The sequence below is a fragment of the Pseudomonas sp. NBRC 111130 genome (genome assembly GCF_001320485.1).
GTDB lineage: Bacteria > Pseudomonadota > Gammaproteobacteria > Pseudomonadales > Pseudomonadaceae > Aquipseudomonas > Aquipseudomonas vlassakiae.
On sequence record NZ_BCBG01000050.1, the window covers coordinates 20,102 to 35,877 of the forward strand.

Here is a 15,776-nt window from a genome sequence, read left to right on the forward strand (position 1 = left end):
CGCAGCCCCAAACTCTATCAGGCAGACGCGGGCTCAAAGGCCCCGGGCCGCCGGGTCAGCACCACCAGGCCGGCGGCCCCTGCCGCCATCAGCCACAGCAGCGCATGGCCGCTGATCCACTGGCTGCCCGCACCTGCCAGCAATGGCCCGAGCAGGCACCCGATTCCCCACAGCTGCGCCACATGAGCGTTGGCCCGCACCAGCGCATCATCGCGGTAACGCTCGCCGATCAAGATCAGCGACAAGGTGAACAAGCCACCGGCGCTAGCACCGAACAGTACCCACAAGGGCCAGATCGCCAACGTCTCCAGCAGCAACGGAATCGCCAGGCTGGTAACCATCAGGGTCACGGCACAACCGCTGAACAGGGCCTGCCGCGACATGTGGTCGGCCAGTGCCCCGATCGGCAGCTGCAGCACGGCATCGCCTACTACCACGGTGCTGACCATGAACAAGGCAATTTCGGTAGTGAAGCCCTGCTGCAGGCAATACACCGGCAACAATGTCAGAATCATCGCTTCGAAAGCGGCGAACAAGGCGACAGCCCAGGCGATGACCGGCAAACGCCGGCAGAAGGCGAACAGGTCGCCGAAGGTTACGCTGCATGCTTCGGTGCTCGGTGCGCCACCCCGGCCCAACAACAGTAACGGCGCCAACAGCAACAGGCTGGTCGCGGCCCAGAAGCCGAAGTCATCGTCGGAACCCAGGAAACCCAGCACCAGAGGCCCGGCAAGCTGGCTCAGGGCGTAGCTACTGCCGTACAAGGCCACCAGGCGACCGCGCCATTGCTCGACTACCAATTGGTTGATCCAACTTTCGCCGAGGATGAACACCACGGTCAGCGACATGCCGATGAGCAAACGCAGGGCCAGCCACAACGGGTAGCTCGGCAGCAACGCCACCAGGCCAATGGACAACGCCCCTCCCCACAGGCACAGGCGCATCGCCGAGGGTACGCCTACCCAGCCGGCCAGGCGGCTGGCCAGGCTGGCTCCGAGCAGCACGCCCAGCGCCGGCATCGCCGCCATCACGCCGATGGCGAACCCACCGTAGCCCCAGGCCTCCAGGCGCAGGGACACCAGCGGCATGCTCACGCCGAGCGCGAGCCCGACACTGAGCACCGACGCCAGCACGGCAAAATAGGTTCCCCAACGCATTGCAGCCTCCCAGGCAGAATTGTCGAATTGCAAAAACGACGAAGCCGGGGCGGTATGAACCGCCCCGGCCATTGGCAGGGCCGCCAGGCGGCCCCCTGGATTACAGCTTGATCCAGGTCGCTTTCAGCTCGGTGTACTTCTCCAGTGCGTGCAGCGACTTGTCACGGCCGTTGCCCGACTGCTTGAAGCCGCCGAACGGTGCGGTCATGTCGCCGCCGTCATACTGGTTGACCCAGACGCTGCCAGCGCGCACGGCTCGGGAAGTCTTGTGGGCCTTGGAAATGTCCGAGGTCCAGATACCGGCGGCCAGGCCGTATGGGGTGTCGTTGGCAATGGCGATGGCTTCTTCGGCGGTATCGAAAGCGATCACCGACAGCACTGGGCCGAAGATTTCTTCCTGGGCGATGCGCATGGCGTTGGTCACGCCGTCGAAGATGGTCGGCTCGACGTAGGTGCCACCGGTCTCTTCCAGGGTGCGCTTGCCACCGGCCAGCAGCTTGGCGCCATCCTTGTGGCCGGCGTCGATGTACGACAGCACGGTGTTCATCTGCTGGGTATCGACCAGGGCACCGACAGTGGTCTGTGGGTCCAGCGGGTTGCCTGGTTTCCAGCCCTTGAGGGCCTCGACCACCATCGGCAGGAACTTGTCCTTGATCGAGCGCTCGACCAGCAGACGCGAACCGGCAGTACACACTTCGCCCTGGTTGAAGGCAATGGCGCTGGCGGCAGCTTCAGCGGCGGCTTGCAGGTCCGGAGCGTCGGCGAAGACGATGTTCGGGCTCTTGCCACCGGCTTCCAGCCAGATGCGCTTCATGTTCGACTCGCCGGCGTAGACCATCAACTGCTTGGCGATCTTGGTGGAACCGGTGAACACCAGAGTGTCGACGTCCATGTGCAGAGCCAGGGCCTTGCCCACGGTGTGGCCATACCCTGGCAGCACGTTCAGTACACCTGCCGGGATGCCGGCTTCGATCGCCAGCTGGGCGATACGGATGGCGGTCAGCGGGGATTTTTCGGACGGCTTGAGCACTACCGAGTTACCGGTGGCAAGTGCCGGGCCGAGTTTCCAGCAAGCCATCAGCAGCGGGAAATTCCACGGTACGATGGCGCCGACCACGCCTACTGGCTCACGGGTAACCAGGCCGAGCTGGTCGTGTGGGGTCGGGGCGACTTCGTCGTAGACTTTGTCGATGGCTTCGGCAGTCCAGTGAATGGCTTGCGCCGCACCCGGGATGTCGATGCTGGAGGAGTCACTGATCGGCTTGCCCATGTCCAGGGTTTCCAGCAGCGCCAGCTCCTCCACGTTTTTACGCAACAGGTCGGCGAAGCGGATCAGCGTGGCCTTGCGCTTGGCCGGGGCCAGTTGCGACCAGACGCCGGAATCGAAGGTGGCACGGGCGTTTTCCACGGCGCGGTTGGCGTCGGCCAGGTCGCAGCTGGCCACCTTGGCCAGGAAGCGTCCGTCGACCGGGCTCAGGCAGTCGAATGTTTCACCGGATGCGGCGTCGGTGTATTCGCCGTTGATGAAGGCGCGGCCTTCGATCTTCAGTTGCTGGGCACGTTGTTCCCAATCCGCACGGGTCAGGGTGGTCATACGAAACTCCTCCTCTTGTTTAGGTGCAACGCCGCACTGAGGACTCACAGGCGTTGTCAGAATTCTGGCCGGGCGACGAACGCACACTGGCAAGCGATACCCTAAACCAGGCGGGGTAAAGTATCAATATATTTGACAAGAACGGCCTAAAAGCCTACTGATGTGCATTTTATTAAACAACAAAAGGAGCCGCACCATGAGCATCGCCAGCATCATCGACTTCGCCCAGGTTCTCACCGAGGCCGAACGCTACCGCCCAGCCGCGGAAAAAATCCTCAAGGGCGAGCCGGACCAGGCTGTCTACAACCATTATTCCAGCCCATGCGGGCAGTTCGCCGCGGGCGTCTGGGAAGGTGAAATCGGGCAATGGACGGTGAGCTACACCGAACATGAATATTGCGAGATCGTCCAGGGCGTTTCGGTGCTACGCGACCAGGATGGTGGGGCCAAAACCTTGCGTACCGGTGATCGGTTTGTCATCCCGGCCGGCTTCAAGGGCACCTGGGAGGTGCTGGAGCCGTGCCGCAAGATCTATGTAATGTTCGAGCAGAAGTAACTATGTAACGCAGTCGGCTTGCAGGCATGCAGGAGGATGACCCAGCCCACATCGGGCCATCCTCAATCAAGGAAACTGCACATGAACAACGACGAAATCCTGCAATCCCTCGCTCATCTGATCGGTACGCCTTACGAGCCATCGGTCAAAGGCACCATTACCGAAATAACCGGTTGCCCTCGTGTCGTGGGCCCCAACGAGATGAGCACCCACGAATACGACGCTACCCGGATTCACATCAATACCGATGCCAACCAGTTGATCCAAGGCTTCAGCTTCAACTGACCTTGCCGCAGGCATAAAAAAACCCGCGTCCTTTCGGATGCGGGTTTTTTTTCAGGTCGCCGATCAATTACTTGATCTTGGCTTCCTTGTACACCACGTGCTTGCGAACAACCGGATCGTATTTCTTGATCTCGATTTTGTCCGGAGTGGTGCGCTTGTTCTTGTCGGTGGTGTAGAAGTGGCCGGTACCGGCACTCGAAACCAGACGGATCAATTCACGCATGATGTTCTCCCTTAAACCTTGGCGCCAGCTTTACGGATATCAACCAGAACGGCGTCGATGCCGCGCTTGTCGATGATACGCATGCCTTTGGCAGATACGCGCAGACGCACGAAACGCTTCTCGGATTCAACCCAGAAACGGTGGTGCTGCAGGTTCGGCAGGAAACGACGACGGGTTTTGTTGTTTGCGTGGGAAATGTTGTTCCCGGTTACTGGACCCTTACCAGTAACTTGACAGACTCTCGACATGACTCAGCCCTCTAAAACCACATGCCCAACCCGGCATGGGTTGGCCGCTTAATCTCTCAGTCTTTGGCGCCAGGCGCCGTGATTCTGGAGGTCTTACCGACCGGATCCGCTGATGCGACAGGCCGAGCCCCTAGAAAAGAGCGCTGCTTTATACCAGAAAGACTACGCCGCAACAACAGAAGATGAGCATTCCGCTGCTACGAATCGTGCGCGAGCAGCATAACGACTCGCTCGCCACACTGTCGACCGCTCGTCGCCAAGCACCTGAAAAAGAAGGTGGTCATTTCCTTTCTCGCGCACTAGGGTAGGACGTTTCCAGACTGCGCCGGCAGATGGGCCATCGACCAGCCAAGGAGCCACCATGCGTGCTGCCGCCCTTTCCTTATTGTTCACCTCCCTGTTTGCCGCAGGCGTTGCCCAGGCCGCCCCGTTGAGTGTCTGCACCGAGGCCAGCCCCGAAGGCTTCGACGTGGTTCAGTACAACTCGCTGACAACCACCAATGCCTCGGCCGACGTGCTGATGAACCGCCTGGTCGAGTTCGACGCGGCCCAGGGCAAGGTGGTGCCTAGCCTGGCGCAGAGCTGGACGGTGTCGGCCGATGGCCTGACCTACGATTTCAAGCTGCGCGACGGGGTGAAGTTCCACACTACGCCGTACTTCAAACCCACCCGTGCACTGAACGCCGACGACGTGCTGTTCAGCTTCCAGCGCATGCTCTACCCCGCCCACGCCTGGCACAAGACCGCTCCGGGCGGCTACCCGCATGCCCAGTCGCTGCAGCTGGGCAGCCTGATCAAGACGATCGAGGCGCCCGAGCCGAACACTGTGCGCTTCACCCTGACCCACGCCGACGCCACCTTCCTGGCCACCCTGAGCATGGGCTTCGCCTCGATCTACTCGGCCGAGTACGCCGACAAGCTGATGAAGGACGGCACCCCGGAAAAGCTCAACAGCCAACCGATCGGCACCGGCCCGTTCGTGTTCCAGCGCTTCCAGAAGGACGCCGTGGTGCGTTACCGCGCCAACCCGGATTACTTCGACGGCAAGCCGGCGGTCGACCCGCTGATCTTCGCCATCACCACCGACGCCAACGTGCGCCTGCAAAAACTCAAGCGCAACGAATGCCAGGTAGCCCTTTCGCCCAAGCCAGTGGACATCGCCGAGGCCGGCAAGGACGGCAACCTCAAGGTCGCCACCACCCCGGCATTCATGACCGCCTTTGTCGCCATCAACAGCGAACACCCGCCGCTGGACAAGCCTGAGGTGCGCCAGGCGATCAACCTGGCCTTCGACAAGCAGGCCTACCTCAAGGCCGTATTCGAAGACACCGCCACCGCTGCCAGCGGCCCCTACCCGCCCAACACCTGGAGCTACGCCAAGGACCTGCCCGGCTATCCGCTGAACCTGAACAAAGCCAAGGCGCTGCTGGCCAAGGCTGGCCTGGCTGATGGCTTCAGCACCACCCTCTGGACCCGTCCGTCGGGCAGCCTGCTCAACCCCAACCCAAGCCTGGGTGCACAGATGCTCCAGGCGGACCTGGGGAAGATCGGCATCAAGGCCGAGATCCGCGTGATCGAGTGGGGCGAGCTGATCCGCCGGGCCAAGGCAGGCGAACACGACCTGCTGTTCATGGGCTGGGCTGGCGACAACGGCGACCCTGACAACTTCCTCAGCCCGCAGTTTTCTTGCGCGGCGGTGCAATCGGGGACCAACTTCGCCCGCTTCTGCGACAACCGCCTGGACCAGCTGATCAGTGCCGGGCGCACCACCAACGACCAGAGCGTGCGTAGCCGCCTTTACCAGCAGGCGCAGACCTTGATCCAGCAGCAGGCGCTGTGGGTGCCATTGGCGCACCCGACGGCGGCGACGCTGTTGCGCCAAGGGGTCGAGGGTTATCAGGTGAGCCCGTTCGGGCGGCTGGATTTCAGCAAGGTTTCTGTGACCCGCTAAGTTTTTGCGGCCCGCCTTGCAAGGTCTGGCGGCTGTGGGACCGAGCGCTGCGCGGGCGGCGCTCGATCTCATAGGCGCCAAACCCCTCAAGACAGGCGCCTTGCAGCCCTGACCGTATCGCCCCGCCTAAGCCACAATCCACCCATGCTCGACCATCGACAACGGCTCGCCGTCGCCGATGATGATGTGATCCAGCACCCGCACATCAATCAACCCCAAACCCCGCTTCAGCGACAGCGTCAGGTGCACATCATCCTGGCTCGGCTCGCAGTTGCCCGAGGGATGGTTATGGCACAGGATCAGCGCCGCCGCATTGTGTTGCAGCGCCCGACGCACCACTTCTCTCGGGTAGACGCTCGCCCGGTCTATCGTACCCCTGAACAGGATCTCGAACGCCAACGGCCGGTGCTTGGAATCCAGAAACAGGCAGCCGAACACCTCGCTCACCTCATGCCTGAGCATGGATTTCAGATAGCGTCGCACTGCCGCCGGGCTGTCCATTGCCGATTCTCGCTCAATGGTCGTGGCAAGGTGCCTGCGCCCAATCTCCAGCAATGCCTGCAATTGGCCGTACCGCACCGGCCCCAGGCCGAGTTCACCGACAAAGGCGTCCCGCTCGGCTTCCAGCAACTGCCGCAAGCCACCGAACTTCACCAACAACCGTCGCGCCAACTCAACGACATTGCACCCGCGCACGCCAGAGCCGAGAAATACGGCAAGCAATTCCGCATCGGTCAAGCTCCCGGCCCCACGCTGCAACAACTTCTCCCTTGGCCGCTCTTCTGACGGCCATTCCCTGATATTCATTCCCGCTCCCTACCCGTGCTGCGGCCCGTTTCGGCCCTGTGTTAATCTATTTCGCCTCGTACATGCGACGTTCTGCCGCAGGCATGTTCAAACGTCGCCGCCCGCTCTCACTGGAAAAAGGCAAGCCTATGCAGCGGCTGTATCGCAAGCGCATCGTTCTCGGCGTCGGAGGTGGCATTGCCGCCTACAAAAGTGCCGAACTGATTCGCCGACTCCTGGAGCACGGCGCGCAGGTGCGCGTCGTCATGACCCGTGGTGGTGCCGAATTCATCACCCCGCTGACCCTGCAGGCGCTGTCCGGCCACCCGGTGCACATGGATCTGCTCGACCCTGCCGCCGAAGCGGCCATGGGCCACATCGAACTGGCCAAATGGGCCGACCTGGTACTGATTGCCCCGGCCACTGCCGACCTCATGGCGCGCCTGGCCCAAGGCATGGCCGACGACCTGCTGACCACCCTGGTGCTGGCGACCGACGCCACCGTGGCCGTGGCCCCAGCGATGAACCAGGCGATGTGGCGCGACCCGGCCACCCAGGCCAACCTCGACCTGCTCAAGAGCCGCGGTATCCAGGTGTTCGGCCCGGCCTCGGGCAGCCAGGCCTGCGGCGACGTGGGCCTGGGCCGCATGCTCGAAGCCACCGACCTGGCCTGGTGCGCCGCGGAAAGCTTCAAGCGCCAGGCGCTGACCGGCAAACACGTGCTGATTACTGCCGGCCCGACCCAGGAAAACATCGACCCGGTGCGCTACATCACCAATCATAGCTCTGGCAAGATGGGCTTCGCCCTGGCCGAGGCGGCCGCCGAAGCCGGTGCTCGGGTGACCCTCGTTACGGGCCCCGTGCACCTGCAGACCCCCGACCGCGTGCAGCGTATCGACGTGGTCAGCGCACGGGACATGCTTGCGGCCTGTGAAGCGGCCATGCCGTGCGACCTGTTCATCGCTTCCGCTGCAGTCGCGGACTACCGTCCAGAAGTAGTCGCCCCGCAAAAGCTCAAGAAAGATCCTACGACCGGCGACGGCATGCTGCTGCAGATGGTGCGCAATCCGGATATCCTTGCCACCCTCGCTGGCCGCGCCGACCGCCCGTTCAGCGTCGGCTTCGCCGCCGAGACCGAACACTTGCTCGATTACGCCACGCGCAAGCTCAAGGACAAGAACCTCGACCTGATCGTCGCCAATGATGTGGCCAACCCCAGCATCGGCTTCAACAGCGAGGAAAATGCCCTGACCGTGATCGACCGCCAGCAGCACCAGACTCTCTTCGCGCAGACCAGCAAGGGCAAGATCGCCCGGCAACTGGTCGCCTTCATCGCCGAACGGCTCAACCAGGTTCAATAAGTTACATGCACGCTCTTCAAGCCAAGATCCTCGACCCACGCCTGGGCAGCGAATTCCCGCTGCCGCAATACGCCACCCCGGGTTCCGCCGGCCTCGACCTGCGCGCCCTGCTGAAAGAGGACACCGTCCTTGAGCCGGGCCAGACCCTGCTGATCCCGACCGGCCTGTCGATCTACATCGGCGACCCAGGCCTGGCGGCCATGATCCTGCCGCGTTCGGGCCTGGGCCACAAACACGGCATCGTGCTCGGCAACCTGGTCGGCCTGATCGACTCGGACTACCAGGGCGAGCTGATGGTGTCGTGCTGGAACCGTGGCAACACGCCGTTCACCATCGCTGTCGGCGAGCGCATTGCACAACTTGTCCTGGTTCCTGTGGTACAAGCGCATTTCGACATCGTCGAGCGCTTCGACGAGAGCCAGCGTGGCGCAGGCGGCTTCGGCCATTCCGGTAGCCACTGAGCCAAGCAACGACCGTTCAGGCCAAGGATGGCGAACTCTCTGGCGAATCCACCGTCCAAGCGTTCAGTTTGCGCCTGCCCAGAAAGCCTCTGACTAATGGAGTTTCCCGAGATGAACGACATGGCCCACCTGGCACCCGCCGCACTGCCAGACAGCATTTTCCGCGCTTATGACATCCGTGGCGTGGTCGGCAAGACCCTGCACGGCGAAACCGCCTACTGGATCGGCCGCGCCATCGGCGCCCAGACCATTGCCCAGGGCGAACCGCAGATTTCCGTTGGTCGCGATGGCCGCCTGTCCGGCCCGATGCTGGTCGAGCAGCTGATCAAAGGCCTGGTCGATGCCGGTTGCCAGGTCAGCGACGTCGGCCTGGTGCCGACCCCATCCCTGTACTACGCCGCCAACGTGCTGGCCGGCAAATCGGGGGTGATGCTCACCGGTAGCCACAACCCGTCGGACTACAACGGCTTCAAGATCGTCATCGCTGGCGACACGCTGGCCAACGAGCAGATCCAGGCCCTGCTGACCCGTCTGAAGACCAACGACGTGCCACGCGGCGAAGGCAGCGTGCAGAAGGTCGAAATCCTTGATCGCTACTTCCAGCAGATCACCGCGGACGTGAAGCTGGCGAAGAAGCTCAAGGTCGTGGTGGACTGCGGCAACGGCGCCGCCGGCGTGGTCGCGCCGCAGCTGATCGAAGCCCTGGGCTGCGAAGTCATCCCGCTGTTCTGCGACGTCGACGGCAACTTCCCCAACCACCACCCGGACCCGGGCAAGCCGGAGAACCTCGAAGACCTGATTGCCAAGGTCAGGGAAACCGGCGCCGACATCGGCCTGGCCTTCGACGGCGACGGCGACCGCGTGGGCGTGGTGACCAATACCGGCAATATCGTCTACCCCGATCGCCTGCTGATGCTGTTCGCCCTGGACGTGCTTGAACGCAATCCGGGTGCCGAGATCATCTTCGACGTCAAATGCACCCGCCGCCTGACCCCGCTGATCGAACAGCACGGTGGCCGCGCCCTGATGTGGAAGACCGGCCACTCGCTGATCAAGAAGAAGATGAAGCAGACCGGATCGCTGCTGGCTGGCGAGATGAGCGGGCACATCTTCATCAAGGAGCGTTGGTACGGTTTCGACGACGGCATCTACAGCGCCGCGCGCCTGCTGGAGATCCTCAGCAAGGCCTCGCAGAGCGCCGAAGAGCTGTTCGCTGCCTTCCCGAACGATATTTCCACCCCGGAAATCAATATTGATGTGACCGACGAGGGTAAATTCAGCATCATTGATGCACTGCAACGCGACGCCGACTGGGGCGAAGCCAACCTGACCACCATCGACGGTGTGCGGGTCGACTACGCCAGCGGCTGGGGCCTGGTCCGCGCGTCCAACACTACGCCAGTGCTGGTGCTGCGTTTCGAGGCTGAAAGCGCCGCCGAGTTGCAACGTATCAAGGATGTTTTCCGTGCCCAGTTGCTGCGGGTTGCCCCTGAGCTGCAACTGCCGTTCTGACCGACTATCTGTTCCTTACAGGAGCCCTGCATGACCCTCGATCGCGATGCCGCTTCCCATGTAGCCGAGGTTTTGTCCGAAGCGCTGCCTTACATCCGCCGCTTTGTCGGCAAGACCCTGGTGATCAAGTACGGCGGCAACGCGATGGAGAGCGAAGAGCTCAAGACCGGCTTCGCCCGTGACATCGTGCTGATGAAGGCCGTGGGCATCAACCCTGTGGTCGTGCACGGTGGCGGCCCGCAGATCGGCGACCTGCTCAAGCGCCTGTCGATCGAGAGCCACTTCATCGATGGCATGCGCGTCACCGACGCCGCGACCATGGACGTGGTGGAAATGGTCCTCGGCGGCCAGGTCAACAAGGACATCGTCAATCTGATCAACCGCCATGGCGGCAGCGCCATCGGCCTGACCGGCAAGGACGCCGAGCTGATTCGTGCGAAGAAGCTCACCGTCAGCCGCCAGACCCCTGAGATGACCCAGCCGGAAATCATCGACATCGGTCACGTCGGCGAAGTGGTGAGCGTCAACACCGACCTGCTCAACATGCTGGTCAAAGGTGACTTCATCCCGGTGATCGCGCCAATCGGCGTGGGTGCCAACGGTGAGTCGTACAATATCAACGCCGACCTCGTGGCAGGCAAGGTTGCCGAAGCACTGAAGGCTGAAAAGCTGATGCTGCTGACCAACATCGCCGGCTTGATGGACAAGCAGGGCCAGGTCCTGACCGGCCTGACCACCGAGCAGGTCAACGAACTGATCGCCGACGGCACCATCTACGGCGGCATGCTGCCGAAGATCAAGTGCGCGCTGGATGCAGTGCAAGGCGGCGTGAACAGCTCGCACATCATCGACGGCCGCGTACCAAACGCGGTGCTGCTGGAGATCTTCACCGACAGCGGCGTGGGCACCCTGATCACCAACCGCAAGCGTCACTGAAGCTTCTGTAATACCGGGCGGGGCAAGCCGGCCCCCATGCTGCCAGATGGCGCGTGGGGGTAGGCTTGCCCCGCTCTGCATTCATCGCGGCACACGCAGATGAATGGCTGACGGCCTGTCATCTTCACGTTCACCCTCAAGATTTCCGACTGGCAGCCGAGACAACGTGGCAGAATACAAGATCATTGCAAATTGCCACTATTCATCTGGAGTACACGCGTGAGATACGCATCACAAGGACTCGTGCTGGCAGCCGCCCTGGCTGTCGGGTCCATTGCCGGCTGTGCCACCGAAACGTCCACTGCTGTTGCCGTGCAGCAGGTCGAAAGCGTCAGCCGCCCCTACAGCGGTGTGCGTGCACCGATTGCCGTGGGCAAGTTCGACAACCGTTCCAGCTACATGCGCGGCATCTTCTCCGATGGGGTCGACCGCCTCGGTGGCCAGGCCAAGACCATCCTGATCACCCACCTGCAGCAGACTAACCGCTTCAACGTACTCGACCGCGACAACATGAGCGAGATCCAGCAGGAAGCGGCAATCAAGGGCCAGGCCCAGCGCCTGAAGGGCGCCGATTTCGTGGTGACCGGCGACGTCACCGAATTCGGCCGCAAGGAAGTCGGCGACCACCAGCTGTTCGGCATTCTCGGCCGCGGCAAGACCCAGATCGCCTACGCCAAGGTGGCGCTGAACATCGTCAACATCAGCACATCGGAGGTGGTTTATTCGAGCCAGGGCGCCGGTGAATACGCCTTGTCCAATCGCGAGGTCATCGGTTTCGGCGGCACCGCCAGCTACGACTCGACGCTCAACGGCAAGGTTCTCGACCTGGCCATGCGCGAAGCCGTGAACAAGCTGGTCAACGCCGTCGAAAGCGGTCAGTGGAACCCCAAGGTTCAGTAACCGACCCATTCCAGGAAGGACGTATCAATGACTATCACCCTCCCGGCCTTGCGCAGCTGCGCGGGCCTCGTGCTGGGCGGCCTGCTGCTGGCCGGCTGCAGCGGCCCGAAGACCCTGTACCAGTGGGAAAGCTACCAGCCCCAGGTTTACGGCTACCTCAAAGGCGACGCGAAAGAAGAACAGGTCATCGCCCTGGAGCGCGACCTGGAGAAGATCAAGGCCAAGAACGGCGCCGTGCCGCCGGGCTACCACGCTCAGCTCGGCCTGCTGTACTCCAGCCTGGGCAAGGATGACCAGATGATCCAGCAGTTGCGCACCGAAAAGGCCTTGTTCCCGGAATCGGCCGCCTACATGGACTTCCTGATGAGCAACGCCAGCAAGGGAGACGTGAAATGATCAAGCGCCTGACCCAACTACTCATCGGTGCCTGCGTGCTGGCCCTGTTCAGCGGCTGCGCCGAGCGCAAGACCATCGACTATTCGGCGTACAAGCAGAGCCGGCCGAAGTCGATCCTGATCCTGCCGCCGCTGAACAATTCGCCGGACGTAAAGGCGACCTATAGCATGCTGTCGCAGGTCACCTATCCGCTGGCCGAAGCAGGCTACTACGTCATGCCGGTGGCGCTGGTGGACGAAACCTTCCGCCAGAACGGGCTGACCACCCCGGCCGACATCCATCAGTTGCCGACCACCAAGCTGCACGAAATCTTCGGCGCCGATGCCGGCCTGTACGTGACCGTGTCGGACTACGGCACCCGCTACATGGTGCTGAGCAGCGCGACCATTGTCACCGCCAGCGCCAAGCTGGTCGACCTGAAGACCGGCACCACCCTGTGGACAGGCAGTGCCACGGCCTCCAGCCAGGAGAACCAGCAGAACCAAGGCGGCATCATTGGCATGTTGATCAGTGCGGCGGTCAACCAGATCATCAGCAGCGTGCAGGACGACGCCGGCTACCCGATTGCTGGCATGACCAGCGCCAGGCTGCTGACGCCGTATGCCAACGGCGGCATTCTATACGGGCCGCGGTCGCCTAAATACGGCACCGACTGAGTAAACCCGGCGAAAAAGCCGGGACAGGCGGCACAAAAAAGGCGACCTTCACAAGAAGGTCGCCTTTTTCACTTCCAGGCCAGGATCAAATCCCGTACTGCGCCCGGTAGGCCTCGACAGCCGGCAGGTGCTGCTTCAGCTGCGGATCGTCTGCCAGGAACTCCAGTACCTGGGTCAGCGAAACGATGCTGACCACCGGGATTCCAAAGTCGCGCTCCACTTCCTGGATCGCCGACAGCTCACCATTGCCGCGTTCTTCGCGGTTCAGTGCGATCAGCACACCAGCGGCCTTGGCCTGTTGGGCGTTGATGATCTGCATCACTTCGCGAATCGCGGTACCCGCAGTGATCACATCGTCGATGATCAGCACGTCACCGGCCAGCGGCGCGCCGACCAGGCTGCCGCCTTCACCGTGGTCCTTGGCTTCCTTGCGGTTGAAGCACCAAGGCACGTCGAGCTGATGCTGCTCGGCCAGCGCCACGGCGGTGGCCGCCGCCAGGGGGATACCCTTGTAGGCTGGGCCGAACAACACGTCGAACGGGATCTTGCTGTCGACGATGGCTGCCGCATAGCAACGGCCCAGTTGCGCAAGGGCGGAACCGCTGTTGAACAGGCCGGCATTGAAGAAATACGGGCTGGTACGCCCCGATTTCAGGGTGAATTCACCGAAGCGCAGTACGCCGCGATCGATGGCAAAACGGATGAAGTCGCGCTGATACGGCTGCATGTAAAGTCCCGGACACCACGGATTTAGCTAAATGGGTTGAGCTCGGGTATCATACACGCACGAGATTTTTGGGGCCATTTATGCGGATCATCAGTGTGAACGTGAATGGCATTCAGGCTGCGGCCGAGCGTGGATTGCTCAGCTGGCTGCAAGCCCAGAATGCCGACGTCATCTGCCTTCAGGATACCCGCGCCTCGGCCTTTGAACTCGACGACCCAGCTTTCCAGCTCGATGGCTATTTCCTTTATGCCTGCGACGCGGAGGTACCCGCCCAAGGTGGCGTGGCACTCTACTCGCGCATGCAGCCCAAGGCAGTCATCACCGGCCTGGGTTTCGAGACAGCCGACCGCTACGGGCGTTATCTGCAAGCAGATTTCGACAAAGTCAGTATTGCCAGCCTGCTGTTGCCTTCGGGCATGAACGGCGACGAAGACTTGAACCAGAAGTTCAAGTTGATGGACGACTTCGCCAAGTACCTGGACAAGCAGCGTCGCAAGCGTCGCGAATACATCTATTGCGGCTCGTTCTACGTGGCGCAGCAGAAGCTCGACATCAAGAACTGGCGTGACAGCCAGCAGTCGCCGGGCTTCCTGCCACCAGAGCGGGCGTGGATGGATGCGATCACCGGCGACATGGGCTATGTCGATGCCTTGCGTGAAGTCAGCCGTGAAGGCGACCAGTACAGCTGGTGGCCGGACAACGAGCAGGCCGAGATGCTCAACCTGGGCTACCGGTTCGACTACCAGATCCTCACCCCGGGCCTGCGCCGCTTCGTGCGCAACGCCCGACTGCCGCGTCAGCCGCGCTTCTCGCAACATGCGCCGCTGATCGTCGACTACGACTGGACGTTGACCATCTGAGAAAAGGGCCGCAAACGCGGCCCTTTTTTATTGGATCGGTCGCCAGATGAAGGGGTAGCGATACGCCTTGCCTTCATTGGCCCTGACCGCCGCCAGGATGATCAGGATGAGCACTGCCAGCATCAGCACCGGGAACAGCACGATGCCGATGGCCACGAACATCAGCGCGGTACACACGAACCCGGCAATGGTCACGTTGATCTGAAAGTTCAGCGCTTCCTTGCCCTGTGCATCGATGAAAGGGTCCTGCTCGCGCTTGAGGTGCCACAGCACCAGCGGGCCAAGCAGGTGCCCAAGCGGTATGACCAGGCCCAGCAGCGCGGAAAGGTGGCAGAACATCGCCCATTGCCGGACTTCGGCATTGGGCGGGGTGACCGACAGTTCGGAATCGCTCATGCTCCGCACCTCCTTGGCGAGGATCAGTCGGCCAGCGCGGCCTGCTGCAGTTCGAAGATTTCGTTCATGCCCTTTTGCGCCAGCGCCAGCATGGCGTTGAAGTCTGCAGGCTGGAACGGTGCACCTTCGGCGGTGCCCTGTACTTCGATGAAACCACCGGCGCTGGTCATGACCACGTTGAGGTCGGTTTCTGCAGCGGAATCTTCCAGGTAGTCCAGGTCAAGTACCGCTTCGCCCTGGTACATACCCACCGATACGGCGGCGATCATGTGCTTGAGCGGGTTGCCGGCCTTCAGGCCGCCGCGTTTCTTGATCACGGCCAGGGCGTCGCAGAGGGCGACCATGGCGCCAGTGATCGATGCGGTGCGGGTGCCGCCATCGGCCTGGATCACGTCGCAGTCGATGTACAGGGTGATGTCACCGAGTTTGCTCATGTCCAGTGCGGCACGCAGCGAACGGCCGATCAGACGCTGGATTTCCAGGGTGCGGCCACCTTGCTTGCCACGGCTGGCTTCGCGCTGGTTACGCTCGCCGGTGGAACGCGGCAGCATGCCGTACTCGGCGGTCAGCCAGCCTTGGCCCTGGCCTTTGAGGAAGCGCGGTACGCCGTTTTCGACGCTGACCGTGCAGATGACCTTGGTGTCACCGAACTCGACCAGTACCGACCCTTCGGCGTGCTTGGTGTAGTTGCGGGTGATGCGGATCGAGCGGAGCTGATCGGCGGCGCGACCACTTGGACGTTTCATCTGGGATACCTGTACTGGGACTTTG

18 protein-coding genes and 1 pseudogene are annotated in these 15,776 nt (G+C 62.2%); 11 read left to right on the plus strand and 8 right to left on the minus strand.

Annotation, left to right across the window (positions count from 1 at the left end; all coding sequences use genetic code 11):
* Positions 1 to 17: 17 nt before the first annotated feature.
* The gene (locus tag APH33_RS19655) at positions 18 to 1,157 is read right to left on the minus strand and encodes an MFS transporter (RefSeq protein WP_054886773.1); all 1,140 of its coding nucleotides are present in this window, start codon (positions 1,155 to 1,157) and stop codon (positions 18 to 20) included.
* 100 nt (positions 1,158 to 1,257) lie between these two features.
* Positions 1,258 to 2,751, minus strand: a complete 1,494-nt coding sequence (locus APH33_RS19660; protein WP_054886758.1) for an aldehyde dehydrogenase — start codon at positions 2,749 to 2,751, stop codon at positions 1,258 to 1,260.
* A gap of 196 nt (positions 2,752 to 2,947) precedes the next feature.
* Between APH33_RS19660 and APH33_RS19665 the strand changes: the two genes are divergently transcribed.
* Positions 2,948 to 3,307, plus strand: coding sequence for a cupin domain-containing protein (locus APH33_RS19665; protein WP_054886759.1), 360 nt, complete (start codon positions 2,948 to 2,950; stop codon positions 3,305 to 3,307).
* 81 nt (positions 3,308 to 3,388) lie between these two features.
* A complete protein-coding gene (locus tag APH33_RS19670) occupies positions 3,389 to 3,592 on the plus strand; it encodes an I78 family peptidase inhibitor (protein ID WP_054886760.1) in 204 nt (67 codons plus the stop codon).
* Positions 3,593 to 3,659: 67 nt separating this feature from the next.
* On the opposite strand, the gene rpmG is transcribed toward APH33_RS19670, so the two are convergent.
* Both rpmG and rpmB read right to left on the minus strand, forming a co-directional pair.
* Positions 3,660 to 3,815 carry a 50S ribosomal protein L33 gene (gene rpmG, locus APH33_RS19675; RefSeq protein WP_003253507.1) on the minus strand — a complete coding sequence of 52 codons (156 nt, stop codon included), beginning with the start codon at positions 3,813 to 3,815 and terminating at the stop codon, positions 3,660 to 3,662.
* 11 nt (positions 3,816 to 3,826) lie between these two features.
* Positions 3,827 to 4,063, minus strand: coding sequence for a 50S ribosomal protein L28 (rpmB, locus tag APH33_RS19680; protein WP_003253504.1), 237 nt, complete (start codon positions 4,061 to 4,063; stop codon positions 3,827 to 3,829).
* A 361-nt stretch (positions 4,064 to 4,424) separates the two neighbouring features.
* Between rpmB and APH33_RS19685 the strand changes: the two genes are divergently transcribed.
* Entirely contained in the window at positions 4,425 to 6,014 is a 1,590-nt protein-coding gene (locus APH33_RS19685; protein ID WP_054886761.1) for an ABC transporter substrate-binding protein, read from the plus strand.
* Positions 6,015 to 6,140: 126 nt separating this feature from the next.
* On the opposite strand, the gene radC is transcribed toward APH33_RS19685, so the two are convergent.
* The gene (gene radC, locus APH33_RS19690) at positions 6,141 to 6,821 is read right to left on the minus strand and encodes a DNA repair protein RadC (RefSeq protein ID WP_054886762.1); all 681 of its coding nucleotides are present in this window, start codon (positions 6,819 to 6,821) and stop codon (positions 6,141 to 6,143) included.
* Between the two features lie 128 nt (positions 6,822 to 6,949).
* On the opposite strand from radC, the gene coaBC reads away from it, so the two are divergent.
* The 7 genes and pseudogenes from coaBC to APH33_RS19725 all read left to right on the plus strand — a co-directional run bounded on the left by coaBC (position 6,950) and on the right by APH33_RS19725 (position 13,022).
* Positions 6,950 to 8,161 carry a bifunctional phosphopantothenoylcysteine decarboxylase/phosphopantothenate--cysteine ligase CoaBC gene (gene coaBC, locus APH33_RS19695; RefSeq protein WP_054886763.1) on the plus strand — a complete coding sequence of 404 codons (1,212 nt, stop codon included), beginning with the start codon at positions 6,950 to 6,952 and terminating at the stop codon, positions 8,159 to 8,161.
* Between the two features lie 5 nt (positions 8,162 to 8,166).
* Positions 8,167 to 8,622, plus strand: coding sequence for a dUTP diphosphatase (gene dut, locus APH33_RS19700; protein WP_054886764.1), 456 nt, complete (start codon positions 8,167 to 8,169; stop codon positions 8,620 to 8,622).
* A gap of 144 nt (positions 8,623 to 8,766) precedes the next feature.
* A pseudogene (locus tag APH33_RS19705) lies at positions 8,767 to 10,134 on the plus strand (phosphomannomutase/phosphoglucomutase); the annotation flags it as partial.
* Between the two features lie 30 nt (positions 10,135 to 10,164).
* A complete protein-coding gene (argB, locus tag APH33_RS19710; RefSeq protein WP_054886766.1) occupies positions 10,165 to 11,070 on the plus strand; it encodes an acetylglutamate kinase in 906 nt (301 codons plus the stop codon).
* 219 nt (positions 11,071 to 11,289) lie between these two features.
* Entirely contained in the window at positions 11,290 to 11,970 is a 681-nt protein-coding gene (locus APH33_RS19715) for a CsgG/HfaB family protein (protein ID WP_054886767.1), read from the plus strand.
* Between the two features lie 27 nt (positions 11,971 to 11,997).
* Entirely contained in the window at positions 11,998 to 12,366 is a 369-nt protein-coding gene (locus tag APH33_RS19720) for a DUF4810 domain-containing protein (RefSeq protein WP_054886768.1), read from the plus strand.
* On the plus strand, positions 12,363 to 13,022 hold the full coding sequence (locus APH33_RS19725) for a DUF799 domain-containing protein (RefSeq protein WP_054886769.1): 660 nt from the start codon (positions 12,363 to 12,365) through the stop codon (positions 13,020 to 13,022). The genes APH33_RS19720 and APH33_RS19725 overlap by 4 nt, the downstream gene beginning before the upstream one ends.
* Before the next feature lie 85 nt (positions 13,023 to 13,107).
* On the opposite strand, the gene pyrE is transcribed toward APH33_RS19725, so the two are convergent.
* The gene (gene pyrE, locus APH33_RS19730; RefSeq protein ID WP_054886770.1) at positions 13,108 to 13,749 is read right to left on the minus strand and encodes an orotate phosphoribosyltransferase; all 642 of its coding nucleotides are present in this window, start codon (positions 13,747 to 13,749) and stop codon (positions 13,108 to 13,110) included.
* Between the two features lie 80 nt (positions 13,750 to 13,829).
* On the opposite strand from pyrE, the gene APH33_RS19735 reads away from it, so the two are divergent.
* Positions 13,830 to 14,609: an exodeoxyribonuclease III gene (locus tag APH33_RS19735; protein WP_008091582.1), complete on the plus strand. Its 780-nt coding sequence runs from the start codon at positions 13,830 to 13,832 to the stop codon at positions 14,607 to 14,609.
* Between the two features lie 27 nt (positions 14,610 to 14,636).
* Here the strand turns inward: APH33_RS19735 and APH33_RS19740 are convergent, their stop codons facing one another.
* The gene (locus APH33_RS19740) at positions 14,637 to 15,005 is read right to left on the minus strand and encodes a DUF4870 domain-containing protein (protein WP_054886771.1); all 369 of its coding nucleotides are present in this window, start codon (positions 15,003 to 15,005) and stop codon (positions 14,637 to 14,639) included.
* A 23-nt stretch (positions 15,006 to 15,028) separates the two neighbouring features.
* Positions 15,029 to 15,751 carry a ribonuclease PH gene (gene rph, locus APH33_RS19745; protein WP_082433665.1) on the minus strand — a complete coding sequence of 241 codons (723 nt, stop codon included), beginning with the start codon at positions 15,749 to 15,751 and terminating at the stop codon, positions 15,029 to 15,031.
* Between the last annotated feature and the right edge of the window lie 25 nt (positions 15,752 to 15,776).

What these genes read in the sequence shown, in the direction of transcription:
- APH33_RS19685 (WP_054886761.1), top strand. Translation starts at nt 4,425, where the DNA reads ATGCGTGCTGCCGCCCTTTCCTTATTGTTCACCTCCCTGTTTGCCGCA.
- APH33_RS19740 (WP_054886771.1), bottom strand. Translation starts at nt 15,005, where the DNA reads ATGAGCGATTCCGAACTGTCGGTCACCCCGCCCAATGCCGAAGTCCGG.
- APH33_RS19660 (WP_054886758.1), bottom strand. Translation starts at nt 2,751, where the DNA reads ATGACCACCCTGACCCGTGCGGATTGGGAACAACGTGCCCAGCAACTG.
- coaBC (WP_054886763.1), top strand. Translation starts at nt 6,950, where the DNA reads ATGCAGCGGCTGTATCGCAAGCGCATCGTTCTCGGCGTCGGAGGTGGC.
- rph (WP_082433665.1), bottom strand. Translation starts at nt 15,751, where the DNA reads ATGAAACGTCCAAGTGGTCGCGCCGCCGATCAGCTCCGCTCGATCCGC.
- radC (WP_054886762.1), bottom strand. Translation starts at nt 6,821, where the DNA reads ATGAATATCAGGGAATGGCCGTCAGAAGAGCGGCCAAGGGAGAAGTTG.
- APH33_RS19670 (WP_054886760.1), top strand. Translation starts at nt 3,389, where the DNA reads ATGAACAACGACGAAATCCTGCAATCCCTCGCTCATCTGATCGGTACG.
- APH33_RS19725 (WP_054886769.1), top strand. Translation starts at nt 12,363, where the DNA reads ATGATCAAGCGCCTGACCCAACTACTCATCGGTGCCTGCGTGCTGGCC.
- rpmB (WP_003253504.1), bottom strand. Translation starts at nt 4,063, where the DNA reads ATGTCGAGAGTCTGTCAAGTTACTGGTAAGGGTCCAGTAACCGGGAAC.
- pyrE (WP_054886770.1), bottom strand. Translation starts at nt 13,749, where the DNA reads ATGCAGCCGTATCAGCGCGACTTCATCCGTTTTGCCATCGATCGCGGC.
- APH33_RS19665 (WP_054886759.1), top strand. Translation starts at nt 2,948, where the DNA reads ATGAGCATCGCCAGCATCATCGACTTCGCCCAGGTTCTCACCGAGGCC.
- APH33_RS19720 (WP_054886768.1), top strand. Translation starts at nt 11,998, where the DNA reads ATGACTATCACCCTCCCGGCCTTGCGCAGCTGCGCGGGCCTCGTGCTG.
- dut (WP_054886764.1), top strand. Translation starts at nt 8,167, where the DNA reads ATGCACGCTCTTCAAGCCAAGATCCTCGACCCACGCCTGGGCAGCGAA.
- APH33_RS19655 (WP_054886773.1), bottom strand. Translation starts at nt 1,157, where the DNA reads ATGCGTTGGGGAACCTATTTTGCCGTGCTGGCGTCGGTGCTCAGTGTC.
- rpmG (WP_003253507.1), bottom strand. Translation starts at nt 3,815, where the DNA reads ATGCGTGAATTGATCCGTCTGGTTTCGAGTGCCGGTACCGGCCACTTC.
- argB (WP_054886766.1), top strand. Translation starts at nt 10,165, where the DNA reads ATGACCCTCGATCGCGATGCCGCTTCCCATGTAGCCGAGGTTTTGTCC.
- APH33_RS19735 (WP_008091582.1), top strand. Translation starts at nt 13,830, where the DNA reads ATGCGGATCATCAGTGTGAACGTGAATGGCATTCAGGCTGCGGCCGAG.